Origin of the sequence: Moheibacter sediminis (assembly GCF_900176425.1) — a bacterium.
Taxonomy (GTDB): Bacteria; Bacteroidota; Bacteroidia; order Flavobacteriales; family Weeksellaceae; genus Moheibacter; species Moheibacter sediminis.
Genome location: NZ_FWXS01000006.1, coordinates 200183 through 226844 on the forward strand (window position 1 = coordinate 200183; position 26662 = coordinate 226844).

Here is a 26662-nt window from a genome sequence, read left to right on the forward strand (position 1 = left end):
AACGAGAAATCTCTAAAAATTAATGACTCTTTACATTCCTATATTCATTCCAACTCTTAATTTCCAAATCATCCAATCCCAAAGTTGTAAACGCATTGATGTAAGCCGCAGCCAATCTGGCATTGGTAATCAACGGAATATTAAAATCAACTGCTGTACGACGGATTTTGTAGTCATTGTCTAATTCTACTTTTGTTAAATTCTTTGGAATGTTGATGACCATGTCGATTTTTTTATTTTGAAGATAGGAAATTACATTCGGTTCTTTGTCGTCATTTGGCCAATAAACCAAAGTCGAATAAACATCATTTTCCATAAAGAATTTATGCGTTCCTTCCGTTGCATAAATTTTATATCCCTTTTCAATCAATTGCTTTGCAGGACTTAATAATGCAACTTTAGATTCAATTGGTCCACCCGAAATCAAAACTGTTTTTTTCGGGATTTTATAGCCGACGGAAAGCAATGATTTCAATAAAGCATCCTCAGCAGTTGTGCCGATACAGCCGACTTCTCCGGTTGATGACATATCTACAGAAAGAACCGGATCTGCTCCGGCTAATCGTATGAATGAAAATTGAGAAGCTTTCACACCCACATAATCCAAATCATAAACGATTTCTGAATTTCCTTTTTCTACATCCAATCCGAGCAAAACTTTAGTGGCTTTTTCGATTAAATTATTCCCAGAAACTTTTGAGACAAAAGGAAATGAACGTGAAGCTCTGATGTTGCATTCAATCACGCGAACCGCATTATTTTTAGACAAAAACTGAATGTTCATCGGTCCTGAAATTTCAAATCTTTTTGCAATTTTTTCAGCTACTTTACGCATTTGTCGGATGGTTTCGATGTAAACTTTCTGTGGCGGATAATACATTGTCGCATCACCGGAGTGAACTCCAGCAAATTCTACGTGTTCGGAAATTGCATAATCCACAATCTCCCCGTTCTTCACAACCGCATCCAATTCAATTTCCTTTGCTCCTTGCACGAATTCTGAAACCACAACCGGATAATCAGGTGAAACTTCTTTTGCTAATTTTAGGAAAGAATCCAATTCATCTGTATTGGAAACCACATTCATCGCAGCACCGGAAAGCACATAAGACGGGCGAATCAAAACCGGAAATCCTACTTCATTTACAAATTCATGCACAGCTCTGAGGGAAGATAATTCTTTCCATCGGGGTTGATCAATTTCCAATTCATCCAAAATTGCAGAGAATTTATGGCGGTTTTCGGCATCATCAATTCGAAGTGGAGAAGTTCCCAAAATCGGAATATTTTCATCATACAATTTCATGGCTAAATTGTTGGGGATTTGTCCTCCCGTAGAAATGATCGTTCCTGACGGATTTTCAAATTCCAAAATATCCATCACGCGTTCAAATGATAATTCTTCAAAATAAAGCCTGTCCGAAATATCATAATCGGTAGAAACGGTTTCAGGATTATAATTGATGATAATCGTTTTGTAACCTTCTTTTGCAGCGGTTTGGGCCGCATTCACACCACACCAGTCAAATTCCACTGAAGAACCGATTCGGTAAACACCTGAACCTAAGATACAAACAGATTTTTCAGTTTCGGGTTGTAAGTCATTTTCTGTTCCGTGATAAGTTAAATATAAATAGTTGGTTTGTGCAGGGAATTCAGCTGCTAAAGTGTCAATCTGTTTAGCAACCGGAAGAATTCCGTAATTTTTTCGTAATTCTCTGACGGTTAATTCATATCTGTGAACAGCTGAAGTTCCTTTGATTAAAACGCCAATTTGCTGGTCAGAAAAACCTAATTTCTTTGCTTTTGAAAGTAATTCAGGTTGCAATTGTTCAAATCGGATTAATTCTTCCAATTCAGTTGAAGCCGAATAAATTTTCTCCAATCTTTGTAAAAACCATAAGTCTATTTTGGTCAAATCATGAATTTTTTCAATTGAATAGCCGGCTTTGAAAGCTTCAGTGATCGCATACAATCGTTCATCATTCGGTTCAGATAACCAAACGTCTAATTCGTCTCCTTCGGGAATTGTAAAATTATTTGCCACAAATCCACGGTGTCCGATGTCCAACATTCTGATTCCTTTTTGAATCGCTTCCTCAAACGAACGTCCAACTGCCATCACTTCTCCCACGGATTTCATTGCGGAACCAATATTTCTACGAACTCCGTAAAATTTATTCAAATCCCAACGAGGCAATTTCACGACGCAATAATCCAATGCAGGCTCAAACATCGCTGAAGTAGTTTGAGTAACGCTATTTTTCAATTCAGCCAAATTGTAACCCAAAGCCAACTTTGCCGCTACGAAAGCCAATGGATAACCTGTCGCTTTGGATGCCAATGCAGATGAACGTGAAAGACGTGCATTTACTTCGATGACACGGTATTCTTCATTGTTGGGATTAAGTGCGTACTGAATGTTGCACTCACCAATTACGCCCAAGTGGCGAATGGTGCGGATGGCAACTTCACGTAATTTATGGTATTCGGAATTGGTCAAAGTCTGTGATGGTGCAACAACAATCGATTCTCCGGTATGGATACCAATCGGGTCGAAATTTTCCATATTACAAACCGTAATACAATTGTCTTCTGCGTCACGAACGACTTCGTATTCCACTTCTTTCCAACCTTTCAGTGATTCTTCAACCAAAATTTGGGTGGAATAATTGAATGCTTTTTCGGCCAATTCTTTTAATTCTTCTTCGTTGTCAGCAAAACCCGAACCCAATCCACCCAAAGCATAAGCCGCTCGGACAATCAAAGGAAATCCGATTTCATTTCCGGCACGAAGTGCATCAGAAACAGTTTCGACCGCTTCACTTCTTGCAGTAAAAACATTGATTTGGTTTAGTTTTTCGATAAAAATGTCACGGTCTTCTGTCGCTTCAATTACGGAAATCGGCGTTCCAAGAACTTTGACATTATACTTATCGAATATTTTATTTTTGTTTAATTCAACTGCACAATTCAAAGCCGTTTGTCCGCCAAAAGCGACCAAAACACCATCCGGTTTTTCTTTTTGGATGACCTTTTCTACGAAATAAGGTGTAACCGGAAGGAAATAAACTTCGTCGGCAATGTTTTCAGAAGTCTGAACAGTAGCAATATTGGGGTTGATAAGTATAGTATAAATTCCTTCTTCCTTCAAAGCTTTGAGCGCCTGCGAACCTGAATAATCAAATTCTCCGGCTTCTCCGATTTTCAAAGCTCCTGAACCTAAAACCAATACTTTTTTGATGTTTGTAATCATGTTTTTTTATTTATACCAATTCTCCTTTATATTTCTTTATGACATTGATGAATTCATCAAATAAAAACTCCGTATCTACAGGTCCACCCATCGCTTCAGGATGGAATTGAACTGTGAAAAACGGTTTTTCTTTGTGGCGAATTCCTTCACAAGTTCCGTCATTCAAATTGCTGAAATAAGTTTCCCAACCATCTGGCAGTTTTGAGTCGTCTAAAGCAAATCCATGATTTTGAGAAGTGATGAAACATCTTTTAGTGCCTGCCATGACTACGGGCTGGTTGTGCGAACGGTGTCCGTATTTTAGTTTGAAAGTAGAAGCTCCTGCAGCCAGTCCAACCAATTGATTTCCTAAGCAAATTCCGAAAACCGGCTTGTCTTCAGTCAATGATTTTTTAATGTTTTCAATCGTTACATCACACAAAGTCGGATCTCCGGGACCATTTGAAATGAATAATCCATCATATTCCAAAGTCGAATAATCATAATTCCAAGGTACGCGAATTAATTCTACACCACGTTTTACAAAACAACGAATGATGTTATTTTTTACGCCGCAATCAATCAAAACGATTTTGATTTCAGAACCTTCATTGTAGCGTTTGATTTCTTTCAAACTAACCTGATCAACAAGATTGTCAAGATTTGGGTCGTAAAATTCGAGGTCATTTTCGGCAATAATTTTTCCTAAAGTAGATCCTTCTTCACGCAATTTTTTGGTAATGGCGCGCGTATCGACTCCGTAAATTCCGGGAATGTTTTGTTTTTCCAGCCATTCTCCCAATTTCTGAAAACCGTTCCAATGGCTGAATTCATCTGAATAATACGAAACAACCAATCCGGTTACCTGAATTTTATGGGATTCCATGAAAGCTTCGATTTCGTCAATCATTTCCGTTTCGCTTGGAACGCCATAGTTTCCAACGATTGGGAAAGTCATCACCATAATTTGCCCCTTGTAAGATGGGTCAGTCAAACTTTCCGGATAACCTATCATCGCCGTGTTGAAAACGACTTCGCCGGCAGCTGAAGCATAGGCCCCGAAAGAATTTCCTTCGATGGTTTGTCCGTCTTGAAATACGAGTTTTACTTTTTTCATTCTTGAATTTTGTGTGCAGTTTTTGAGTAAATTATTAGATTTAATTTTCTTGTTTATTTAAAATTTCTTCTTCCAATGCATTGATGAACTTATCTGCAAATCCTTTGTGTAAAGTCAGGGGTGGTAAAAGACGAATGATATTCGTTTTTGCATTTCCCACGAAAATGCGGTGTTTTTGCAATAAATTATTTTTGATTCCAGCGATTGGAAAATCCAATTCGATTCCAATCATCAAACCACGTCCGCGGATTTCTTTTACCTTCGGCAAACGGTTCAAAGTTCTTGAGATATAAAATCCCACTTCATCTGCATTTTGAATTAGATTTTTTTTTTCAATTACTTCCAAAACGGCCAGGGCAGCGGCACATCCTAAATGATTTCCCCCGAAAGTCGTACCCAAAAGTCCATGTGAAGCTTTGAATTCCGGTGAAATCAAAACACCTCCGATTGGAAATCCATTGCCCATTCCTTTTGCCATCGTAATCAAATCGGCTTGGATGCCGGAATGCTGGTGTGCAAAGAATTTTCCCGTTCTTCCGTAACCGGACTGAATTTCATCTGCAATTAAAACTACACCATTTTCAGTACAGATTTTTCTCAATCCTTGAACAAATTCGTCTGTGGGTAAAATGATTCCGCCAACACCTTGAATCGGTTCGTAAATGATGGCAGCAACTTCTTTACTTTTAATAATTTCTGAAATTTGATTCAAATCATAATCAACAAAAGAAACCGAATGTCCTGCATTGAAAGGCGCAACGATTTTAGGATTATCTGTCAAAGCAACCGCTCCGGAGGTGCGTCCATGAAAAGCTCCTTTGAATGCGATGATGTGATTTTTTCCAGTATGAAAAGATGCTAGTTTTAGCGCGTTTTCATTTGCCTCCGCTCCGGAATTGCATAAAAAAAGGCTGAAATCCGGATAACCTGACAACTGCCCTAGTTTTTCTGCTAATCTTTCCTGAATGGGATTCTGAACGGAATTGGAGTAAAAAGCCAGTTTTTTCAATTGCTCTTCCATTCGGTTTACATAATGTGGATGCGTGTGACCAATGGAAATCACAGCGTGACCGCCATATAAGTCTAAATATTCCGTTCCGTTTTCATCCCAGAGAATACAATCTTTGGCTTTGACCGGAGTTACGTTCATGAGTGGATATACGTCGAATAGTTTCATTTTTTAGAGTTTTGAGTGGTGAGTAATGAGTTTTGATCTAGTTTTCATTTCTAATTTTATTAATTAAAGAAATTATCATTGCTTTGATCTCATTACATTCATTATTTAAATTTTCGAATAATTCTACATTTATATAATTTAAGTCTTTTGCTAAAAGCAGGAAATAAGTTGATTCGTTTAGCGAGCCCAATGAAATATTCAGAAATTGAGCAAATTCTTTGTTTGAATTTCTACCACAACCTTCTGCAATATTTGCAGGAACAGAAGATATTGCTCTTTTGATTTGATAAATTTCAATCGTCAGAGAATGTGAACGTTGCCATACTTGTAATTTTCTATAATCTTGCATAGTGTTTAAATTTAACTCAATACTTAAAACTCAAAACTTAGAACTTTTCAAATTCAATCCTAAATTTTCTTTAAACCCAAACATCAAATTCATATTCTGAACGGCTTGTCCCGAAGCACCTTTTGTCAAATTATCGATGATGGATGTAATTAATAAAACATCATCATGTTTCTGAATTTGAAGTAAACATTTATTGGTATTCACAACTTGTTTCAGCGCAATTTCTGTATCAGAAATAATTGTAAACGGATGTTCTTTGTAATAATTTTTATAAATTTCAATTGCTTCTATTTCAGTCAAATCAGATTTTAAATAAACGCCTGCGAGAATTCCTCTTGTGAAATCGCCGCGCATGGGCAGGAAATAAATTTTATTGTTGAATGAATTTTCTAATTGATAAATTGACTGATAAATTTCGGCTTCGTGTTGATGTGAAAATTCTTTATAAAACGAAGCATTATTATTTCTCCAACTGAAATGCGAGGTCTCAGAAAGGCTTTGCCCAGCGCCCGTAGAGCCTGTAACTGCATTGATGTGAATGTCATCATGAAGTAATTTTTTTTCTGCCAGAGGTAAAATGGCTAATTGAATTGCTGTCGCAAAACATCCCGGATTGGCGATGTTCTGAGCGGAAATGATTTGATCCCTATTTAATTCAGGTAAACCATAAACGAAATTTCTATCTTCAAAATTTTGCTTCGGAGCGGCTCTGAAATCATTACTTAAATCAATGAATTTTGTCGTTTCAGAATATTTATTTTTTGCTAAAAATTCAAATGACTTTCCATGTCCGAGACATAGGAAAACCAAGTCAGATTCCACATCAATTTTATCTGAAAAAATCAAATTCGTTTCTCCCAATAAATCATCGTGAACTTTTGTAATTGGATTTCCGGAATTAGAAGTACTATAAACCGACGTGATTTCCACATGAGGGTGGTTGATGAGTATTCTCAACAATTCCCCTGCTGTGTATCCGGCTCCGCCTACGATGCTGGCTTTGATTGTGTTTTGAGTTTTGAGTTCTGTGTTTTGAGTCATTTTATGAAGTTTTGAGTTTTTGAGTTTTGAGTCGTGAGAAAACTTACAACTTTTAACTCATAACTTATTACTCGAATGAATGGTAAATTTTCAACTGATTTCCAAATATTTTAATAAATCCCCTCGCATCGCGACCATCCCACGCATCCATATCTTCTCCGTAAGTTGCTATTTTGGATTGCATCATGTCAAAAGGAGATTCAACTCCGATCAAATCAAACCTATATGGATGCAATTTCAAAATAACTTTTCCGCTTACGTGGTTTTGGGAAGATTCTAAAAAAGCTTCGATGTCACGCATTATAGGATCCAAATATTGTGCTTCATGCAACAAGGTTCCGTACCAGTTTGCCAAAGAATCTTTGTGCAACAACTGCCAGCGGGTCAAGGTATGTTTTTCCAATAAATGATGCGCTTTGATGATTAAAGTTGCGGCAGGAGCTTCAAATCCGACACGTCCTTTGATTCCAAGAATTGTATCGCCTACATGTGTGTCACGTCCGATGGCATAACCTCCTCCTATTTCATTTAATTTTTGGATCAAATCAACGGGACTCAAAGTTTCTCCATTTAACTTAAAAGGAATTCCTTTTTTGAATTCAATTTCAATGGTTTGAGGTTCAGATTTTGAAAGTTGAGTCGGATAAGCATCTTCCGGTAAAGATTGGTTTGAAGTCAAAGTTTCCACACCACCGACAGAAGTTCCCCAAATTCCCACATTGATAGAATATTTTGCTTTTTCCCAGCTGTATTCTACGCCTTGTGACAGCAAATAATTAACTTCTTGTTGTCTTGTCAAACGCTCATCACGGATGGGGGTGATGATTTGGGATTTCGGAGAAATTACTGCAAAAGCAACATCAAATCGGATTTGGTCATTTCCGGCTCCGGTTGAACCGTGCACAATGTATTCGGCAGCTACTTTTTTAGAATACTCAGCAATTGCGATTGACTGAAACATCCTTTCAGCACTTACCGATAGCGGATAGGTATTGTTTTTCAAAACGTTTCCGTAAATCAAAAAACGAAGACAATCGTCGAAATACTTTTGGGTGATGTCAATCGTTTCGTGGTGAAAAGAGCCTAATTCATAAGCTCTTTTTTCAATTGATTCCAATTCTTCTTTTGAGAATCCGCCTGTGTTTACAATTACGGTATGCACTTCAAATCCTTTTTCGCGCGTGAGATTTACAAGGCAATAAGAAGTGTCCAGTCCGCCGCTATAGGCCAATACAGCTTTTTTACTCATGTTATGATTTTAATATTGGGAATTAAATTTTCGATTTGACGGATGAGGTTTTGTCGGTTGAAATTTTCCTGCAATGCGATGAAAATCGTATCGTCACCAGCAATAGTTCCAAGAATTTGTTTCGAATTCAACTGGTCAATTTCGATGGCAATTCGATTCGCAAATCCGGGACGTGTTTTTAAGACTGCTAAATTTCCCGTGAAGGCAAGCGTTTCCGAATCTGTGGAAATTTCTTTCGATTCTATTTCGGTCAATTGGTAGATGTAATTTCCTTTGGAATTGGGAAGCTTCGATACTTTTAATTCTCGTAAATCTCTTGATAAAGTCGCTTGTGTAACAACAACTTCCTTCACCAAAAGCTGTTTGATTAATTCTTCCTGATTACTGATTTCATTATTTGAAATCAAATCTTTAATTAAATCTTGTCTGTATAATTTTTCACTCATTTTGGAATAATTATTCAATTATCGGGCTTTTTCTTTGATTTTTTAGTAAAAAAATTTAATAAAGATGAATATTTATTCATTTCAATATTTTCTCTAAACGATTGTAATTCGAGTTCTATTTGTTTGGATTTGGACTGCGCAAACTGATCATTTAAATTATCATAAACCAAACCTGTACACAAACACATTTTGCGCTCATTTTCCATCAGAATATCATGATTTTTGCAGCCTTGACAACCTTTCCAGAAATCTTCACTTTGGGTAATTTCAGAAAAAGTGACAGGCTTGTAACCTAAATTATAATTCATTTTCATCACAGCTAGACTCGTTGTGATGCTGAAAATTTTGGCATTTGGAAATTTTGTCCGGGATAATTTAAAAATCGACATTTTGATTTTGCGACCAATGCCCGAATCACGCATATCGGGACGCACAATCAATCCTGAATTGACTACGAATTTTTCTTCTTCATAAGTTTCGATATAGCTGAATCCGGCAAGCAAGCCATCATCATCAAATGCGATGATTGCATTTTCGGTTTCCATCTTTTTTCGGATGTAAATCGGATCCCGTTTTGCGATTCCGGTTTTTCTTTGTTTCGCTGATTCCTCATACCAAATACAAAGCTCATCTGCGTATTGGATATCGTTGATATTAGCTGTCCTTACGTACATTTTAAATGAAAGGAGATTTGTTGATTAATAAAAAAAAGGAAAAAATAAAAGTAATTGGAACTACCAACACCTTTTGAGAAAGGTAAAAAATACTAAAGCCCGACTGGGCGGAACCCTCGGGAGAAAGAAAATTTAATATTTTGTGCATTAATCAACATTCAGTTATTTACTGAGGTGCAAAGTTATAAAAACTTTATTTTTGTAACGTTAAAATTTTAATAATTCGTGAAAAAAATAACTAATTCTTTGAAAATCTTCAAAATAGGAGGTGGAATCATTGACGATCAAGATCAATTAAACCAGTTCCTTGAAGATTTTTCTAAAGTAGAAGGTGCTAAAATTTTGGTGCACGGTGGCGGGAAAGGTGCGACCAATCAACTAAAGAGAATGGGCATCGAACCCAAAATGATTGACGGCCGTCGCATTACCGATGCGGAAACTTTGCAAGTGGTAGTTGGTTTTTATGCAGGTATCACGAATAAAACGATAGTTGCTCAATTAAATAAATACAATCAAAATGCAATTGGATTGTCGGGTGCCGATGCCAATTTAATTAATGCAGTAAAGCGTTCTGTAAAAGACATCGATTATGGTTTTGCTGGAGACTTAAAGGAGAATTCGGTCAACGGAAAAATTTTAAATCTGTTGGTAGAAAATGGAAATCTTCCCGTGGTTTGCGCCATTACACACGACGGAAATGGGCAATTATTCAATACTAACGCCGACACGATCGCTTCTGCTATTGCCAAAGAATTAGCAAAAAATGAAGAATGGGAGGTAGAGCTTCATTTCTGTTTTGACAAAAAAGGCGTGATGAAAAATCTGGAAGATGAGTCTTCATTAATTCTCGAAATGGATTTTGAATTTTATCAGGAATTAAAAGCAGATGGAATCATTTCCGATGGAATGATTCCTAAATTGGACAATGCTTTTGAAGTCATAAATTCGGGAGTTAAGAGTGTTTACATCCAACATGCTTCTAATGTTGGTAACGAAATTGGAACTAAGCTGATATGAGTCAAGAATTAAAAAATAAGGCCGTCGAACTCCTGAAACGATTGATTGAAACCCAATCTTTTTCAGGCGAAGAAGACAAAACCGCTGATTTGATTTTCGAATTTTTAAAATCCAACGGAGCAAAAGCACAACGTCAAGACAACAATGTTTGGAGCATTCATCCGAATTATGATGAATCCAAGAAAACAATTTTATTGAATTCTCATCATGATACAGTCAAATTTGGTGCAAACTGGACTTATAATGCTTTGCAGGCAACCGTCGACGGAGATAAGCTGATTGGTTTGGGAAGTAATGATGCAGGGGCTTCCGCAGTAAGTTTACTGGCGACATTTCTTTATTTTTCAGACAAAAAATTGCCATTTAATTTAATTGTGGCAATCACTGCGGAAGAAGAAAATTCAGGGCAGAAAAATGTTGCGAGCATTTTGCCGAAATTAGGAAAAATCGATTTAGGAATCGTTGGTGAACCCACGCAAATGGACATGGCAATTGCTGAGCGCGGACTTGTGGTTTTAGAAGTGGAAGCCAAAGGGAAAACCGGCCATGCTGCCAGAAACGAAGGCGTAAATGCCATTTATGAAGCATTACAAGACATTGAATGGTTTAAAAATTATCTGTTTGAAAATGTTTCCGATATGCTTGGCCCTGTAAAAATGACCGTCACGCAAATCGAAGCCGGAAAGCAGCACAATGTTGTTCCGGATTCCTGCAAAATGGTAGTCGATGTACGTGTAAATGAACTGTACAGCAATCAGGAAGTAGTTGATGTTGTGAAAAAACATATCAAATCAGAAGTCAATCCTCGTTCACTTCGGTTGAACTCTTCCAAAATAGACATCGCCCATCCGATTGTTCAGAAAGGAATTTCGCTGGGTTGTAAAACTTATGGTTCGCCCACTTTATCGGATATGGCGATGATGGATTTTGATACGGTGAAAATTGGTCCGGGCAATTCTGCGCGTTCACATACCCCCGATGAATTCATTTTAATTTCCGAGATTGAAAACGGAATCGACCGATACATTGCTCTTTTGAACGGATTTAATTTTGATAAAATTTAATATGGCAAATACTCCTATAATAAGGCAAGTTGCTTGGTGGGCATTGATTCCACAATTATTATTCATGTGGCTGCTGGTCTTTGTTTTTTACTTGTTGAGTGTTGAGCAATTCATCCTATTTGGAGCATTAAGCTATCTGATGATTTCATTTTTACTGAGAAACCTAATTCCCACAAATCACCGCAAAGGAATTAAATTAACGAAAGAACTAAAATTCCAGGAAGCCATTGCTGAATATAAAAAAAGCATTCAGTTTTTTACGAAACATAGCTGGCTTGACAAATACCGTTATTTAGTGTTGTTAAATTCTTCCAAAATGGGTTTCAGAGAAATGGGTTTGTGTAACATTGCATTTTGTTATGGACAAATTGGAAATGTCAACGAAGCAGAAAAATATTATAATCGAGTATTGAATGAATTTCCTAAAAATGGAATCGCACAAACAGGAATAAGAATGATTAATTCAATCAGAGAAAATGATTAAGGCTTTCCAGGGAAATTCTCCACATATTTAATAGTAACATCAGGAAAGTTTTCTACGAATTTAATCTTGGTATCTGGGAAATTATCAACCATTTTCCACTGACCGCATTTGTCAGGGAAATTCTCAACCAATTTGACTTTCAAATCAGGAAAATTCTCTACCACTTTCACTGTGAGGTCAGGGAAGTTTTCGACTATTTTAATTTTTCCATATAATTTAAATCCTTTACAGGTGCAGTCATCATCAATGGGGTTGGAGCTGAACAAAGTAAATAGGGAAGTGGTGGCAAGGATGATTAAGGTTTTCATTTCAATTAATTTAATTTGTGGACTTTGTGAAAATCTTAGTGAACTTAGTGATGAATCTTAACCACAAGGCGTACAATATAAATCACTAAGAACACAATTTTTATTTAAAATAAATGTAAGAATTAATTTCAAAATAATTTACGAATTTCTTCGCATCCTTTTCGGACCATACCACAGCCAGAATCCCGTGACAGTAAAGGTCAGCAAAGCCAATCCCATCACAGTAGTATAAATGAGTTTAAAAATTTCTCCGTCCGTTTTGAAATAATAATCGAGAATCGAACCGTCATGGATGTTTTCGATGAAGTCGGAACGCCTTTTTTCGATGTGGAGCAATTCACCCGTCGCGCCGTCCAGTTGAACGCCCCAAAAATGGTCGATGAACACGAATTTTACCATGCCTTTGTCTTTGCGCACGTCGATTCGCTCCAGCTCAAGTGACAATTCAGGAGAAATGGAATCATGCATGATTTTACATGCATTTTTGTGCAAACTATCAAGTGGTAACCATTCTTTCAAATCGGTTGAAGTACCTTGATAAGATTTGGGAAGAATCATCCCATCGCTGTGTTTTTTCCATCCCAAAAGCAGTCCGGTGATGGAAACCACAAAGAAAAAGATGAACAAAAGAGCGCCCGTCGTCCGGTGGATTTTCCTGAAAATCCTAAGCAGGCGGGCTTGCTTTTGTCTTTTGCTTTTATCGGGCATATTTTTTATTTGTCATTTCGAATGTAGTGAAATGCAATGAGAAATCTAAAAACTTATTTATCTTAGATTCCTCGTACCTCGGAATGACATGCGTCAATAAATTCACTGGTTAATTATAACATTTTCAAAAAGTTAACTTCTTGTTCGGTGAGGTGTCTCCAATCGCCGCGTTTGAGGTTTTTCTTGGTCAACCCGCCTATAGAAACACGGTCAAGCAATTCTACTTCGTAACCTAATTTCTCAAAGATTCGACGTACAACACGGTTCCAGCCGATGTGTACTTCGATACCTACTTCGTCTTTCGGCTTGCCTTCGATGAAGGAAATATTGTCCACTTCCGCAATTCCTTCCGGTATCAAACGAACGCCTTTTTTGATTTCGTCCATGTCGGCATGCGTCAGTTTCTTGTTCAGTTTTACATGGTAAATCTTTCTTACCGAGTGGCTTGGATGCGTCAATTTTTTAGTCAGATAACCATCATTGGTAAACAACAACAAACCTGTTGTCGCTCTGTCCAAACGACCTACGGGGAAAATGCGGGCTGTGGTAGCGTTGGCAATCAAGTCCATAACCGTTTTGCGGTCTTTTTCGTCTTTGGTTGTGGTGATGAAACCTTTGGGTTTGTTGAGCAAAACATAGACGTTTTTCTCTGCGGAAATGGTATTTCCGTCAAATTTCACGACGTCTCCGGGCTGTACTTTGAAGCCCATTTCGGTGATTACTTTTCCGTTTACTTCTGCGAGTCCGCTTTTAATGAGTTCGTCGGCTTCGCGTCTGGAAGCGATACCAGCGTTGGAAATGTATTTGTTGAGGCGGATGGTTCCGTCGTCAACCGGTGCTTTTTTCAAACGGGGTTTGAAAGGTTTTCCGGGGTTTTTGAAATTCGGTTTTGAATTTGCGTCCGGTTTTTTGAAACCCGGCTTTGAGTTTAAATTTGCGCCCGGTTTTTTCGGGGAAGCATCACGCTTTTCCTGTCTTTTTTTCATAATTGTTATGTAAATGATGTTTTACTCGGTTTCTAGTTTGCGTGAGGGATAGCAGCGGAAAGCCCGGAGCCATCATGAAATATGGCGAGGACTTGCAGCGTATAGCCCGGTCGCGGTGTGCTTCGATCTTGATTTTGTTATGAATTTTCAATCACAACGCGACACGCCCGAGTTTAAATTATCTTTTGCAAAGCTAAGGGATTTATATCAATGAACACCATGTTGAAGATGCCGAATCCGATTAATAGTTTGAATGTCAGGTGCAATATCTTGTAATTGGTCTTGGATCGAGAGCTCAAAAGCGGTATCAAAAGCAGCAACATGAGCATTGAGCTGAAGAGGAAAAAGTAGCGCATATAGCCTGTGTCGCTATCGTAGCCCATGTAGGCGGCGAGCGCGGAATTGAGGATAATCAGGATGGTGAGGATGGTTTTTGTTTTTTTCTCGCCATAGATGACGGGCAGTGTGCTGTAATTGTAAATCGTGTCGGCGGTGGCGGATGTGAAATCTTTGAGGATGTCGGTGATGAGCAAAAGCATGAACAGAAACCCGGCGTGGAGAAAGATGATAGATGCCAAGTTTTCGTAATAGATGAACAATGCGAAAAACGGAAAGACCATCAGGATGACTGAATAAATGTTGTTGAGCCAAACAATTTTGTTGATTTTGTGGGAATAAAACCAAACTAAAAATTGGTACACAAAAAAGAAAATCATCACGCGCCAAGAGGCAAAATAGGCAATTCCGAGTGCGAGGATATTTAAGCCTAAATAAACATTGAGCTTGAAATTCTGCGAGATGAATCTTTCGATGTAATGTTGCAGTGGTCTGTCAATGGCATCTTTCTCTAAATCATAAAAATTGTTGATGATGTAGCCTGCCGCCGCGCTTAGAGCCGATGCGATAACGATGAAGGAAAGGTTTTTATCAAAAAGGATTTCGAGGTGGTTTTTGCCTTCGTTGAATATGAACAAACTCGCCATATACTGCGCGAGCATGAGCATCGCAATGTTGTAGCTGCGAATGACTGTAAACAACGCCAGGGTTTTTACAAGTAATTTTCGCAAACTGAGCTTGTCCATTTTTTATGCAGATTGGATTACTTTGTCTGCAAACCAACATGTTGCCGAAAGGTTGAGTTCATTTTCTTTGGCGTATTCGATGACTTTGTCTACAAGTTTTTTACCGTAACCTTTGCCTTCAAATTCTTTTTTAACGTAGGTATGATTGATGGAAATTGCGTCTTCGCGTCTTTTCCTGAATGTAACTTCTCCAATATTGGTTTCGTCTTCGAAAAGGTAAAATGCACCTCCGAGATCGTCTTCTTCGAATGTAAAACGTTCCATGTTTCTAAAATTTATAAATTACTTCAGTATCAAATTCTTTCAAATGAAGTTTTGCCTGTTCGTAATCTTTGGTGAAACCTAAAACGTAGCCTCCACCGCCCGAACCGCAAAGTTTCAGGTAGTATGAGTTGGTTTGAATTCCATATTGCCAAGCGTCCAAAAGACGTTGGGGAATCATGGGTTTGAAGTGTAGAAATGCCCAGGTAGATAATTTTTTCAAATTGCTGAACAAAGGATTGAAATCTCCTTTGACAAACGAATCTATGCAAGCGTTGTTGTATTTAATGAATTCTTCTTTCAAGGTATTTCGGAATCCTTCTTGTTTTAATTTGTCAAAGAAAATCTGAACCATAGGTGCGGTTTCGCCCGGTGCACCTGAGTTTACCAAGAAAATTGCGCCCGTTCCTTCTTTTTGTTCCGGGATTCCAATGGTTGAAATGTCTGTTTTTGAATTGATTAACAATGGTAAATTCAAATAACAAATCAATGGATCCAACCCTGAACTTTTTCCGTGGAAAAATGATTCCATTTTAGAAAAAGTTTCTTTCAACTGAGAAATTAAACCTTTTGTAATTCCATCAGCAATGTCAATTTTATTAATGGCATACCGCTCGTAGATTGCTGCCACCAAAGCTCCTGAACTTCCCACACCGTAACCTTGAGGAATCGTCGAATCGAAATGCATTCCTTTGTCGATGTCGGCATTGAGCTTTTCCATGTCAAACTCATCTCCGAAATTTTGTTCCAGATATTCTGCAAAACGGTCTATGCTTTCGTTGGAAATTTTTCCGGTAGATTTTTTGTTGAATTTGAGCGAGCCTTTGTAAGAATTGTAAGGAATCGTCAGACCTTTGGAGTCTTCGATGATGCCGTATTCTCCGAAAAGAAGGATTTTAGCGTAGAATAAAGGGTTTCTCATTGGGTTTTCAATTGCGTTGCAAATATACGAATTATTTGATTCTCAATGTTATGTTAAAAGCAAATTGTGTGCCGTTGTTTATTGTGATTTGGTTCAAGGAACCTTCACTTCAATCAAAGTAGAGTTATTTTCTGGAATGATTTCATAATCAGAAATTTCAGCAGGCATCAGTAGGCATTCGTACTTTTTTAATCCGATTTCTGAATTTTCAGTTTTGAATTTTACATTTCCTTCGGTGCAGACGTAAATTTTGAATTCATCATTTGAATTCATTTGAACGGATTCATTTCCTTCAAAAATCTGCGTTGTGAAATAAGGCGAATTGATTAATTCAGAAAATTCATTTTCCTTTTTGGAATAATCGGTTTTGATGTTTTCAATCGGATTAAAATCAATTGCGTCTAATGCCATTTCCGTATGTAATTCACGTTTTTTACCGTCTTTGTCGATACGGTTGTAATCGTAAATTCTATAAGTAATATCAGAAGTCTGCTGGATTTCCGCCAACACAATTCTTCTTCCAATTGCATGAACTCTCCCTGCCGGAATGTAAACCGCGTCGCCTTTTTCTACTATAACTTTGTGCAGAATATCTTCTAAAGTTTCATTTTTTAAATGTTCAGAATAATCTTTTTTTGTAATTCCATTTTCAAATCCGATGATCAATTCCGCATCTTTTTCCGCATCCATGATATACCACATTTCCGATTTTCCAAAAGAATTGTGCAGACGTTTGGCTTGTTCGTCATTGGGATGAACCTGTACAGAAAGCGGTTCTGCAGCATCAATGAATTTTATCAAAAGCGGAAAATCATTTCCAAATTTTCCCCAAACCTTTTTTCCAAGTAATTTTCCCTGAAATGTATCAATGATTTCATTCAGATTTTTACCTTTCAAATCTCCGTTTTCTACCACGCTTACATTTTCAGTAATACCAGACAAACACCAGATTTCACCTAAGTTCTCTATTTGAGATTCCTTGGGTAAAATTTGATTTAATTTATTTCCACCCCAAATTCTATATTGTGGAATTGGTTTGAACTTTAGTGGATATAATTCTGAAATCATTTAATAAATTATGCTTTTGTAAATTCCTGCAAAAAATGAGCCGCCAATTTCGCGGTTCGGTTATCTTGGTCAAACTCCGGATTTAATTCCACCACATCAAAAAGTTTAATCTTGTTGGATTGAATTATTTTCTGAATGATTGATTTGACTTGAAAAGGAGTTAATCCATTGGCGCAGGGAGCACTGACTCCAGGCGCAAAAGCTCCGTCCAAAACATCTAAATCCAAACTCAAATAAATAACGGAATGTTTCTCTAAAAATTTTTCAAGCTGATGTAAAGTTTGTTTTAAATCTGAATGAATTTCATCTGCCAAAACCGTTTCTACATTCAACTCATTTGCTCTATGGAAAAGCGCTTCTGTATTTCCTGTCGGCTGAATTCCCACGCAGAAATAATGGAATTCGCGATTATTTTCTTGACAAAAATGAGCCATTTCAAAAAAGGGAGTTCCTGAAGTGCTTCCTTCTACTGGAATTCTCAAGTCATAATGTGCGTCGATGTTGACGATTCCAATATCCTCAAAATTATCTGCCAAAGCGAGGTAATTTCCCAAAGCAGTTTCATGTCCGCCCCCTAAAATGATGGGGAAATATTTTTTTTGAAGTAATTCTGAAACAGATTCAATTTGCTGTTTTCTTGCACTTTCCAAATCAGTTTCTTCACAAACTACATTTCCAAAATCTGAAATGGGAATTTGTTTTTCTTTGGAATAAGGCAAATTGGTACAAGCTTTTCTAATAAAATCAGGCGCATTTTTCGCACCAACTCTTCCTTTGTTTCTTCGCACGCCTTCGTCTGAACGAAATCCCAATAATGCAATGTGTGGTTCCTGTACGGATCGTAAATTGTCAAAAGTTTGTGTTTGTATAACTTGATGCCAGCGCAATCCAGATTCGCCATCTTCATCATCAAACCTTCCGGTCCATATATTTTGATTTGCAAATTCAATCATGTGTAAATTATTTGAATTTCGGAATGCTCCATCTGTTGTAAACAGCTAAAATTCTTATGGTTATGATCAATCCTCCGGAAATTAAGAAATTGAAAGTTCTGTGGACGTCAAAATAATTTAAAATTAAAAATAAAATTGCTCCTGCCAAACAAGCTGTTGCATAAATTTCTTTTCGGAAAATAACCGGAGTAGAATTTGTCAAAGTATCGCGAATCACACCACCCATGACGGCTGAGAACATTCCCATAATTGCTGCAACTACCGGATGAACGCCAAATTCGAGCGCTTTTTCGGTACCCAAAATGGTAAAAAGGGCAATTCCCATCGTGTCAAAAAGTGACAAAGTTCGTCTGTAACGTTGAAGTGAAGCATAAAAAAGACGCATCAAAACGACACCCAAGATGATTGCATAAATGAAATTCACATCATTGATCCACACCAAAGGATAACTTCCCAGAAGCATATCACGCAGACTACCGCCGCCGATTGCGGTGATGAATCCGACGAAAGTTACTCCAAACCAGTCTTGTCCGGATTTTTCCCCGGCAGCCAAAGCTCCGGAAATAGCAAACACGACGGTTCCGATAATTTCAAAATAATACTGAATCGGCATATATTAAATTCTAAATTTTATGCGAATGTAAAAGTAAAGAAAGAAAAATCATTTGTAGATTTATCACCTGATTTTTTAAATTTAAACTGGATGAACCATTTTTCGATAGCGTTTTACAACACAGAAAATTTTTTTGATACCAACGATGATGAATTTAAACATGATGTTGATTTCACGCCGAATGGCAGAAAAAAATGGACGGAAAACCGCTACCGGATCAAAGTGAAAAAAATTGGACAGGCAATCAGTCAGTTGGGCTTGGCTGAAACCGGTAATCCGCCTTTATTTGTGGGGTTGGCTGAAGTTGAAAATGCAAATGTTTTGAACGATTTGATTCACTCTGAATTTTTAGAAGAGTTTAAATATGAATTCATTCATTTTGAATCCCTGGACGAACGAGGAATTGACACTGCATTGATTTACAGGTCAGACTTAATTCATCCTTTAAAAGTTGAGGCTTTGCAAAATACGTATCCTGAATTCGGCGATCCGACTGATTTTACACGCGATGTTTTGTATGTTCAGTTTGATTTGGAAGGACACTTGATTCATACGTTTGTGATGCATTTGCCATCGCGTCGAGATGATGATGTCAACCGTGATTTCAGAAATTTAATTCTAAATAAAATCAGAAGTAGAATGGACGAAATTTACGCAGAAGAATCAGATCCTTACATAATTTTGATGGGCGATATGAACGGAAATCCGGATGATTTGGATGCGGTAGATATTTTGAAAACAAGAGATGTGAATCAAATGGAACCGCATGAATTGTACAATCCAATGTTTGAATTACGCAAAAATACAGGCTCGCTCAAACATGCAGGAAAATGGATTTTATTTGATCAGATTTTATTTTCACATGCTTTTTTTCAATCTATGAGTGGAATAGTTTGTTTAAAAACAGATGTTTTCAAGGATAAATTGATTCAAGACAACGACAGAAGATTTTCAGGTTCGCCTTTCCGAACTTATGCCGGAAACAGATATTTGGGTGGATATAGTGATCATTTTCCCGTTTATGCCATTTTAAATTACTAAATTTGCGCCCCCTAAATAAATGAATTATACAAATGAAGTTATCAGATTATCTTGACTCAACTTACCTGAAAAACTCTAAGCAAAGTGGGTTGTCGGATTCTAAAACTTTGGAAAAAGTGCATGCACTTACAGAAGAAGCAATCTCGAATGGTTTTTTTGCGGTAATGATTCGTCCTGATTATGTTCGTTCAGTACGTATGCTGATTGAAGAAAAAAATGCAATTGTAAAACTGGGAACTGTGATTGATTTTCCGGAAGGAAAAGGAACGGTAACTGAAAAAATTTCAGAAGCGCAAAAAGCAATCGGTGACGGCGCAGATGAACTGGACTTTGTAGTTGACTATACTGCTTTCAAAAAAGGCAACGAGGAAAAAGTAAGGGAAGAGGTTGAGTTGTGTTCACGTTTAGGGTTGAAAGAGGAAAAAGTGGTTAAATGGATTATCGAAACTGCAGCTTTGACAGATGATGAAATTGCTAAACTCTCTTTATTAATCAAAGAAATTTACTTGGAAAAACTTTCAGCATTTCCGGTGGAAAATATTTTTGTAAAATCATCTACAGGATTTTTTGAAACTGTTGACGGGAAACCAAATGGAGCAAATGAGCACGTTATCAAAATCATGCTTGAAAATGCCAGTCCGCTTCCGGTAAAGGCTGCAGGCGGAGTGAAAACAAAAGCGGAAGCTGAAGCCATGATCAGTTTAGGTGTAAAAAGAATCGGAACTTCCTCTGCATTGCAGATTGTTTTGGGAGAAGAAGTTAAGAATAATTATTAAACAATACTTTTTCTTAAAATCCGTTTAAGAACATAAAGTTATTTATACTAATTTTAGCAAAAATTAAAAAAATGAATAAATATTGCCTTCTTGTTTTGGCTATTTTCGGATTTTTACAAAGTTGTTCGGATAGTGAACTAATTACACCCGGAGACGAATTTCAAACACCGATCTTACCCGGAACTTATACAGCCGAACTAAACGGAGTTTTTACTGACTTCAGCGAAACAACCTCAGTCAACTCCAATGATGTAGCAACTAGCATCAACGGCGCAAATGAAGAAGGGCAAACCATTAGTATATCTTTTCCTGCAACACTTGCAGAAGCCACATATACGCAGGCAACTGGAGCTGTAATTATGCTTATGATGGGTGGTGATGCAGGTACTTTTATGAATTTAGGTGCGACTGGTCAAATACTTCCTCTTAGAGTTAGAATTACAGAATTAAATATGGCAGACAGAGTTGTAAGCGGTACTTTCACGGGAGAAGTTTATAATTCTTTGGCAGATGAAACCTTGACTATAACCAATGGTCAATTCAAAGAATTGCCTTTTACACTTGTTGATGGAGGCGATGGAATCTTGAAAGCTAAATTTGACAATGTTTTATTAGATTTCAGTACAGACGCAGTTGCAGCCGGAAATGTAACCAATGCAACGATTTCAGGTCAAAATGCGGAAATGCAAAATTTAATAATAACAGTTCCTGAAGGATTGGAAGTTGGAACTTTGACTGAAGCAGACGAAGTTGTAGTTCAGGTTACACTGGGAACTTCAGGGAATCCGAATGATGTTTACAGCAACTATGATGCAGCGACTGAAACATTCTTACCATTTACACTTGTCATTACTGAAATTACCGAAGGAGCGAACGGAAGGGTAAAAGGTACTTTCATCGGAACCATCAAGAAATTTGTAGGAGGGACAGACGAAGAAATTGAAATTACAGATGGGGAAATTGATGTCCCGGTTAATTAAGAGAATTAACTAGATAAAATATAGGAACCGGAAGCAGAAAAAGTTTCCGGTTTTTTATTCTTTTTTGTCGGCAGGTGTATCACATCCGCAACCTTTTGAGCAGGATTTATTTTTAGAACCGAAAGATTTTCGGAACATTCCTGTCATATACAAAACTGCAATTATAAAAACGACAGCGATAAATACATATTGAATGATTGTCCAGAACATGTTTTAAATTTGAGTCAAAGTTATTTAATTATAAAAGAATAATAATGTGAATCTACATATCAGATTTTTTAAATATAAAAGGCAGTTCATCATAATGTCCTGCAGCCATAAATAAAATATTGCCGGAGTGTTCCGCATAATTCATGATGACCAAATTCCCCTCTTTGTCTTTTCCGATCCGGATTCTGTCCACTTCAATTTGGCTGTACAACAAAGGAATTACAGTCTGATTTTTTTTGAAATAAATTTCCATAAACTTATTTTTCATTTTACCTTCAAGGACAACTTCTTTATTATCAGCACCTTGTAAATAAGTTAGTTTGACTTTGTCTTGATCAATAGACAAATTGATAACATCAGCCTCTCCTTCCAAATTAAACAATTTTAAAATGTTGATTGAATGATTGTTGTTTCTTTTTGTGGATTCTGAATTACCATAATATTTACCACTCAATTCTGAGATAGAGGAATTGAATTTTACAAATTCTTTCGTTTTATTAAATTTTAAAGTTCCACAAGAATTGAAAATCAACCCTATGAGCATTATAAAACAAAATCTTAAAAGAATTTTCATATAAATTATTTCAAAAACTGATAAGCCATTAATGCCGCAAGATAAGCCAATCCGGTCATGAAAACGATTTGTATAAAAGTCCATTTCCACGAATCCGTTTCTTTTCGAACGATCGCTATCGTCGCCATACACTGCATCGCAAATGCATAAAACAACAACAATGAAACGCCGGAAGCCAAGTTATATGCTGGTTTTCCTGTGTTGGAATTGATTTCTTTTGCCATTCGTTCCCTGATGGTCAATTCATCATCGGTTCCTCCTAAGCTGTAAACTGTAGCCATCGTTCCTACGAAAACTTCACGAGCCGCAAACGAAGAAATCAATCCGATTCCCATTTTCCAATCATATCCCAAAGGTTCGATTGCAGGTTCAATCGTTCTTCCTAAATAACCCAAAAATGAATATTCGAGTTTATAAGAAGTGATTTCATTTTCCAATTCTTCATCGGCGAGATTTGGATTTTTTGCAGTTACGATTTCTTCCGCAGTGTTGAAATTTTCTCCTATTCCAAAAGTTCCTAAAACCCAAAGAATGATGCTGATGGCAAGAATCACTTTTCCGGCTCCGACAACGAATCCCAAAGATTTTTCCCAAACGGTGAGCAATACATTTCGCCAAACCGGAAGCTTATAAGTCGGCATTTCCATGATGAGGTAACTTTTGAAATTGGTTTTGATGATTTTTTTCAAAATCCACGCGCTTCCCAATGCACCAAAAATTCCCAAGAGATACATTGCAAACAATGCAATTCCCTGCATATTAAATCCATATATTTTTTCTTCAGGAATGATTAAACCAATGATCACAACATAAATCGGTAATCGCGCCGCACAAGTCATAAACGGCGTAACGAGAATCGTAATCAAACGCTCTTTGTCGTTTTCAATGTTTCTAGCAGACATGACCGCAGGAATTGCACAAGCTGCACCGGACATCAATGGAACAGCACTTTTCCCACTGAGCCCAAAAGGCTTCAGCCACCTATCCATCAGATAAACAACTCGGCTCATGTAACCGGACTCTTCCATGATGGAAATGAATAAAAACAAAATGACAATTTGTGGTACGAATATCACAATTCCGCCAATTCCGGCGATGATTCCATCGGTTAAAAGCCCATTAACCGGACCTTCGGGAAGGCTTTCGGAGACTGTGCCGGTAAGCCATGCAAAAGATTCGTCAATGAAATCCATAAATGGTCCCGACCACGCAAAAACTGCCTGGAAAATCAACATCAATAAACCAAAGAAAATCACATATCCTAAAACCGGATGAATCAAAATATTGTCTAATTTTTCGGTAAATGAAGTTTTCTTTTCAGCAGATTGGGTGAAAATTTTTTCTAAATGAAGGTTGATGGATTCATATCTGTCAATGGTCTCTTTTACCTGTAGCCTTTTAGCAATGATTTTATTTTCTTGTTTTAATTTATCAATTTCAAATTGTTCTTCCACCGAAATCGTTTTGATTTCTTTTTGCGACAGAAATTGCCAGGCTTTGTAATTATTTTGAATAGAGAATTTACCCTTGATGAAATTAATTTTATCCGAAAATTCATTCGGGATTGTATAAGATTCAGAATATTCAGAAACATTTTCAGCCAAAGCATTTTGCAGTTCATTCAAACCTTTTCCGCTTCGGGCATCGGTTGTGAAAACTTTGGTTTGCAGGATTTTTTCCAATTGTATTAAATCAATCTGAATTCCGTTTTTCTCTGCCTCATCAATTCTGTTGATCACAAAAATGGCAGGAATTCTCAACTCACGAACTTGCTGGTAAAGTAAAATCGCCCTTTTCAAATTATCAGGCGAAGCCACCACAACTCCCAAATCCGGATGCTGTTTATGTGCCGGATTGCTCAAAATATCAGTCACCACTTGTTCATCTAACGAAGTCGGATAAATCCCATACGTTCCAGGAAGGTCAATCAGCTGGTATTTATGACCGTTATGAGAAAAAAATCCGGTCTTTTTTTCCACCGTCATTCCCGGATAATTCCCGACTTTCTGGCGCAATCCCGTCAACAAATTAAACAAAGAAGACTTTCCCACATTGGGATTTCCTATGAGTGTGATTTTCTTTTCGTTCATCAGATAGATTCAATTAAAATGGAACTGGCTTCAGATTTTCTCAGCGCAATCAAATTGTCATTTTCTGTCATCTGAATGCAAATCGGACCGCCAAATGGAAGCCTTTTTTTCAAAATAATTTCAGAACCGGGAAGCAATCCCAATTCATATAATTTTACGGGAATTTCCTCTGATGTATAACCACTTATCCTCGCAGATTCATCTATTTTGAGATGCGCTATTGTCTTTTGCAAATCCATTTTTGGTTCGAATGTGTGATTCACAAAGATATTTAATTATAATTAATCTAAATAATGAGGTTTAATTGCTTTTGGGCGGCTCCCGTTAGGAACAAAAACCCGTTATTTCATTCAATATTTCAGCCAACGGGATCAGGCTATACATTGCAAGTCCTCATATCGCTTCGTTGCACTCCGCTCCATTCCGGGCTTTTCATTACTATCCTTGCCGCGGGGAAAACCCCAATCTCAGTAAAAAATCTAATTCTTTCGTGATAAAATTCATTCCACCAAAAACTTAAAACTGTTTTATCTTCGTTACAAATTAAAAAAGATGAAACAATTGGTATTGGCAATCGGAGGTTTATATGGTATGACTTCGGTTATTTTAGGAGCTTTTGGTGCACATGCATTCAAAAAAATCCTTCCGGCAGAAAAACTCGCAAGCTTTGAAACAGGCGTAAAATACCAAATGTACCATGCATTGCTTTTGGTCGCTATCGGATTATTTCTCCAATTTCAAACCACATTGGAAAAAAGTGCGGCATGGTGCATCATCGCAGGAACTTTCATTTTCTCTGTGAGCATTTACCTTTTATCATTTGCCGACCATTGGGGTGCAAACCTGAAATGGCTCGGACCCATCACACCGCTGGGTGGATTGTTTATGATTGTCGGCTGGGTTTTGCTTATCTTTTATTTCGTTAAGAGAAATTGATTATTCATCAAACCAGGTTTCCTTGATCGTGTGGCGAACCATGCGGTATCTGCCGGCATTGTCATAATAGAAGAAAATCACGTATTCGTTGATGCCGTCGATTAAGAATTCATATTCGTTGCCGACATCGCTTTTTATATCCATTTCATACAAAACCTCATTTTCATCATAGTCCCATTTAAGGATTGTATAAGTGGATGAAATGCTTCCGGTAATGTGTCTGAAAGAAGTCAATTCTGTATTGAAATTCATGATAGTGGTTCCGTCTTCTGTGGAATCGATGTTCCATTTTCCGGCTTTTTCGTCCCAAACTCCATCTTCGCGAAAGTTGGTCGTTACGGTCAATTGTGCATTTACAAAATAAGATGCAACCAATAAGAATGAGAAAAGTAAAGTTTTCATTTAATTAAGTTTTTCAGAACAAATATATTGCAATAAATGATTCGTAGTTTAATTTTGAGAATTTTTGATTATATAATCTTCGGTTTCTTTTTGGTCGAGCCATCCGTTGATTTTCAGCGGGTCGGTATCGTAATTGGCAAGCCATGTTTCGATGATGGTAATGATGGATGGGTGTTTTGATTTTAATTCTTCAAAAGTTTTAACGTGTAAAACATTTAAAGTTTCGTCGGCAGGAACTGCTATAATTTTGTAATCTTCTTCGTTGTCATCGATTAGTTTTACAGTAGCGATGGGAATGATGGGAATCAAAGTTCCTTGTGACAATGCTTCGCTGATGACAAAAATATCTACAGGATCACCGTCTCCGCCTTTGGTTGAATCAGAAAGGGTAGAAGGGATGTAACCGTAATTTGCAAAATAGGGAAGATATGGTATGATGCGGTCTTTGCCATCGCGCTGGTCGACTTCGAAAGAAAGGTCTTCGGTATTGTATTCGTATTTTTTGTTGGTTCCGGCGGGTATTTCAATGAGTGCATTGAAGAATCCGGATTCTGATTTGAAGGGGAGGTTTTTCATATTTTTTTCTTCACAAGAAAGAAGCAACAACCCTGAAATGAACAGGATAAAGATTTGTTTCATGGTGGTAATGCTTGAATTGATATACAAATATACTTAAGTTAATATATAATTTAATGAACATTCTCAGTATAAATGAAGTTCTCCGGAGATCAAGAATTTAAGGAGTCAAGTAAAATATTAGAGTAATCTTTGTTTTTTAACCTGACATTTCTCATATTTCTCAAGTTTTTTTGTTTTCCTTAACATAATTAATTAAGTTTGGAATTCGTTAAAACTAAGATTATGAGAACCAACCTATCGCTTAGCGGCATCCTGCCGTG

General features: G+C 37.2%; 30 protein-coding genes. 7 read left to right on the forward strand and 23 right to left on the reverse strand.

The features are described 5' to 3' along the window. Positions 1 to 19: 19 nt before the first annotated feature. The 8 genes from carB to B8977_RS10465 all read right to left on the reverse strand — a co-directional run bounded on the left by carB (position 20) and on the right by B8977_RS10465 (position 9288). Complete coding sequence (gene carB, locus B8977_RS10430) at positions 20 to 3256, reverse strand: carbamoyl-phosphate synthase (glutamine-hydrolyzing) large subunit (protein ID WP_084017653.1); 3237 nt, start codon at positions 3254 to 3256, stop codon at positions 20 to 22. Positions 3257 to 3266: 10 nt separating this feature from the next. After that, on the reverse strand, positions 3267 to 4352 hold the full coding sequence (gene carA / locus B8977_RS10435) for a glutamine-hydrolyzing carbamoyl-phosphate synthase small subunit (protein WP_084017654.1): 1086 nt from the start codon (positions 4350 to 4352) through the stop codon (positions 3267 to 3269). 40 nt (positions 4353 to 4392) lie between these two features. Further along, positions 4393 to 5529: an aspartate aminotransferase family protein gene (locus B8977_RS10440; RefSeq protein WP_084017655.1), complete on the reverse strand. Its 1137-nt coding sequence runs from the start codon at positions 5527 to 5529 to the stop codon at positions 4393 to 4395. 37 nt (positions 5530 to 5566) lie between these two features. Then, positions 5567 to 5878, reverse strand: coding sequence for a four helix bundle protein (locus B8977_RS10445; protein WP_084017656.1), 312 nt, complete (start codon positions 5876 to 5878; stop codon positions 5567 to 5569). Positions 5879 to 5908: 30 nt separating this feature from the next. After that, the gene (argC, locus tag B8977_RS10450) at positions 5909 to 6919 is read right to left on the reverse strand and encodes an N-acetyl-gamma-glutamyl-phosphate reductase (protein ID WP_084017657.1); all 1011 of its coding nucleotides are present in this window, start codon (positions 6917 to 6919) and stop codon (positions 5909 to 5911) included. A gap of 67 nt (positions 6920 to 6986) precedes the next feature. After that, on the reverse strand, positions 6987 to 8168 hold the full coding sequence (gene argG / locus B8977_RS10455; RefSeq protein WP_084017658.1) for an argininosuccinate synthase: 1182 nt from the start codon (positions 8166 to 8168) through the stop codon (positions 6987 to 6989). Continuing rightward, complete coding sequence (locus B8977_RS10460; protein ID WP_084017691.1) at positions 8165 to 8614, reverse strand: arginine repressor; 450 nt, start codon at positions 8612 to 8614, stop codon at positions 8165 to 8167. Before B8977_RS10460 ends, argG begins: the two co-directional genes overlap by 4 nt. A 14-nt stretch (positions 8615 to 8628) precedes the next feature. After that, positions 8629 to 9288: a GNAT family N-acetyltransferase gene (locus B8977_RS10465; protein WP_084017659.1), complete on the reverse strand. Its 660-nt coding sequence runs from the start codon at positions 9286 to 9288 to the stop codon at positions 8629 to 8631. 225 nt (positions 9289 to 9513) lie between these two features. Between B8977_RS10465 and argB the strand changes: the two genes are divergently transcribed. From argB to B8977_RS10480, 3 genes are read left to right on the forward strand one after another with little or no spacing between them, the layout of a single operon-like run. Further along, positions 9514 to 10305 (forward strand): acetylglutamate kinase, encoded by a 792-nt coding sequence (gene argB, locus B8977_RS10470; RefSeq protein ID WP_221405781.1) that lies wholly within the window; start codon positions 9514 to 9516, stop codon positions 10303 to 10305. Further along, a complete protein-coding gene (locus B8977_RS10475) occupies positions 10302 to 11369 on the forward strand; it encodes a M20 family metallo-hydrolase (RefSeq protein WP_084017660.1) in 1068 nt (355 codons plus the stop codon). Before argB ends, B8977_RS10475 begins: the two co-directional genes overlap by 4 nt. Position 11370: 1 nt before the next feature. Continuing rightward, positions 11371 to 11853, forward strand: a complete 483-nt coding sequence (locus tag B8977_RS10480) for a tetratricopeptide repeat protein (RefSeq protein ID WP_084017661.1) — start codon at positions 11371 to 11373, stop codon at positions 11851 to 11853. On the opposite strand, the gene B8977_RS10485 is transcribed toward B8977_RS10480, so the two are convergent. The 9 genes from B8977_RS10485 to B8977_RS10525 all read right to left on the reverse strand — a co-directional run bounded on the left by B8977_RS10485 (position 11850) and on the right by B8977_RS10525 (position 18754). Next, a complete protein-coding gene (locus tag B8977_RS10485) occupies positions 11850 to 12161 on the reverse strand; it encodes a 7(1) septoil knot domain-containing protein (RefSeq protein ID WP_143736453.1) in 312 nt (103 codons plus the stop codon). The genes B8977_RS10480 and B8977_RS10485 overlap by 4 nt on opposite strands. Before the next feature lie 138 nt (positions 12162 to 12299). Next, complete coding sequence (locus B8977_RS10490) at positions 12300 to 12869, reverse strand: PepSY-associated TM helix domain-containing protein (protein WP_084017663.1); 570 nt, start codon at positions 12867 to 12869, stop codon at positions 12300 to 12302. Positions 12870 to 12982: 113 nt separating this feature from the next. Then, a complete protein-coding gene (locus B8977_RS10495; protein ID WP_084017664.1) occupies positions 12983 to 13855 on the reverse strand; it encodes a pseudouridine synthase in 873 nt (290 codons plus the stop codon). Positions 13856 to 14028: 173 nt separating this feature from the next. Beyond that, a complete protein-coding gene (locus B8977_RS10500) occupies positions 14029 to 14937 on the reverse strand; it encodes a geranylgeranylglycerol-phosphate geranylgeranyltransferase (protein WP_245828531.1) in 909 nt (302 codons plus the stop codon). 3 nt (positions 14938 to 14940) lie between these two features. After that, complete coding sequence (locus B8977_RS10505) at positions 14941 to 15201, reverse strand: GNAT family N-acetyltransferase (RefSeq protein ID WP_084017665.1); 261 nt, start codon at positions 15199 to 15201, stop codon at positions 14941 to 14943. Between the two features lie 4 nt (positions 15202 to 15205). Next, positions 15206 to 16120, reverse strand: a complete 915-nt coding sequence (locus B8977_RS10510; RefSeq protein WP_084017666.1) for a mevalonate kinase family protein — start codon at positions 16118 to 16120, stop codon at positions 15206 to 15208. Between the two features lie 93 nt (positions 16121 to 16213). After that, positions 16214 to 17188 (reverse strand): mannose-6-phosphate isomerase, class I, encoded by a 975-nt coding sequence (gene manA / locus B8977_RS10515; RefSeq protein WP_084017667.1) that lies wholly within the window; start codon positions 17186 to 17188, stop codon positions 16214 to 16216. Positions 17189 to 17196: 8 nt separating this feature from the next. Then, positions 17197 to 18141 (reverse strand): formimidoylglutamase, encoded by a 945-nt coding sequence (gene hutG / locus B8977_RS10520; RefSeq protein WP_084017668.1) that lies wholly within the window; start codon positions 18139 to 18141, stop codon positions 17197 to 17199. A gap of 7 nt (positions 18142 to 18148) precedes the next feature. Further along, positions 18149 to 18754 (reverse strand): trimeric intracellular cation channel family protein, encoded by a 606-nt coding sequence (locus B8977_RS10525; protein WP_084017669.1) that lies wholly within the window; start codon positions 18752 to 18754, stop codon positions 18149 to 18151. A 90-nt stretch (positions 18755 to 18844) separates the two neighbouring features. On the opposite strand from B8977_RS10525, the gene B8977_RS10530 reads away from it, so the two are divergent. The 3 genes from B8977_RS10530 to B8977_RS10540 all read left to right on the forward strand — a co-directional run bounded on the left by B8977_RS10530 (position 18845) and on the right by B8977_RS10540 (position 21551). Beyond that, positions 18845 to 19795 carry an endonuclease/exonuclease/phosphatase family protein gene (locus B8977_RS10530; protein WP_084017670.1) on the forward strand — a complete coding sequence of 317 codons (951 nt, stop codon included), beginning with the start codon at positions 18845 to 18847 and terminating at the stop codon, positions 19793 to 19795. 32 nt (positions 19796 to 19827) lie between these two features. Continuing rightward, positions 19828 to 20571 carry a deoxyribose-phosphate aldolase gene (gene deoC / locus B8977_RS10535; RefSeq protein WP_084017671.1) on the forward strand — a complete coding sequence of 248 codons (744 nt, stop codon included), beginning with the start codon at positions 19828 to 19830 and terminating at the stop codon, positions 20569 to 20571. A 71-nt stretch (positions 20572 to 20642) separates the two neighbouring features. After that, on the forward strand, positions 20643 to 21551 hold the full coding sequence (locus B8977_RS10540) for a hypothetical protein (RefSeq protein ID WP_084017672.1): 909 nt from the start codon (positions 20643 to 20645) through the stop codon (positions 21549 to 21551). A gap of 54 nt (positions 21552 to 21605) precedes the next feature. On the opposite strand, the gene B8977_RS15010 is transcribed toward B8977_RS10540, so the two are convergent. Genes B8977_RS15010 through B8977_RS10555 form a run of 4 tightly spaced genes read right to left on the reverse strand, consistent with a single transcriptional unit; the run spans position 21606 to position 24688 of the window. After that, complete coding sequence (locus B8977_RS15010; RefSeq protein ID WP_143736455.1) at positions 21606 to 21761, reverse strand: FeoB-associated Cys-rich membrane protein; 156 nt, start codon at positions 21759 to 21761, stop codon at positions 21606 to 21608. A gap of 52 nt (positions 21762 to 21813) precedes the next feature. Beyond that, positions 21814 to 22335 (reverse strand): hypothetical protein, encoded by a 522-nt coding sequence (locus B8977_RS10545; RefSeq protein WP_143736457.1) that lies wholly within the window; start codon positions 22333 to 22335, stop codon positions 21814 to 21816. A gap of 5 nt (positions 22336 to 22340) precedes the next feature. Beyond that, positions 22341 to 24425, reverse strand: coding sequence for a ferrous iron transport protein B (gene feoB / locus B8977_RS10550; protein WP_084017674.1), 2085 nt, complete (start codon positions 24423 to 24425; stop codon positions 22341 to 22343). Continuing rightward, complete coding sequence (locus B8977_RS10555) at positions 24425 to 24688, reverse strand: FeoA family protein (RefSeq protein WP_221405782.1); 264 nt, start codon at positions 24686 to 24688, stop codon at positions 24425 to 24427. The genes feoB and B8977_RS10555 overlap by 1 nt, the downstream gene beginning before the upstream one ends. 289 nt (positions 24689 to 24977) lie before the next feature. Between B8977_RS10555 and B8977_RS10560 the strand changes: the two genes are divergently transcribed. Further along, entirely contained in the window at positions 24978 to 25361 is a 384-nt protein-coding gene (locus B8977_RS10560) for a DUF423 domain-containing protein (RefSeq protein ID WP_084017676.1), read from the forward strand. On the opposite strand, the gene B8977_RS10565 is transcribed toward B8977_RS10560, so the two are convergent. Together B8977_RS10565 and B8977_RS10570 are read right to left on the reverse strand one after the other, a co-directional pair. Continuing rightward, positions 25362 to 25763 carry a hypothetical protein gene (locus tag B8977_RS10565; protein WP_084017677.1) on the reverse strand — a complete coding sequence of 134 codons (402 nt, stop codon included), beginning with the start codon at positions 25761 to 25763 and terminating at the stop codon, positions 25362 to 25364. A gap of 48 nt (positions 25764 to 25811) precedes the next feature. Next, positions 25812 to 26402: an inorganic diphosphatase gene (locus B8977_RS10570; protein ID WP_084017678.1), complete on the reverse strand. Its 591-nt coding sequence runs from the start codon at positions 26400 to 26402 to the stop codon at positions 25812 to 25814. Positions 26403 to 26662 lie beyond the last annotated feature (260 nt).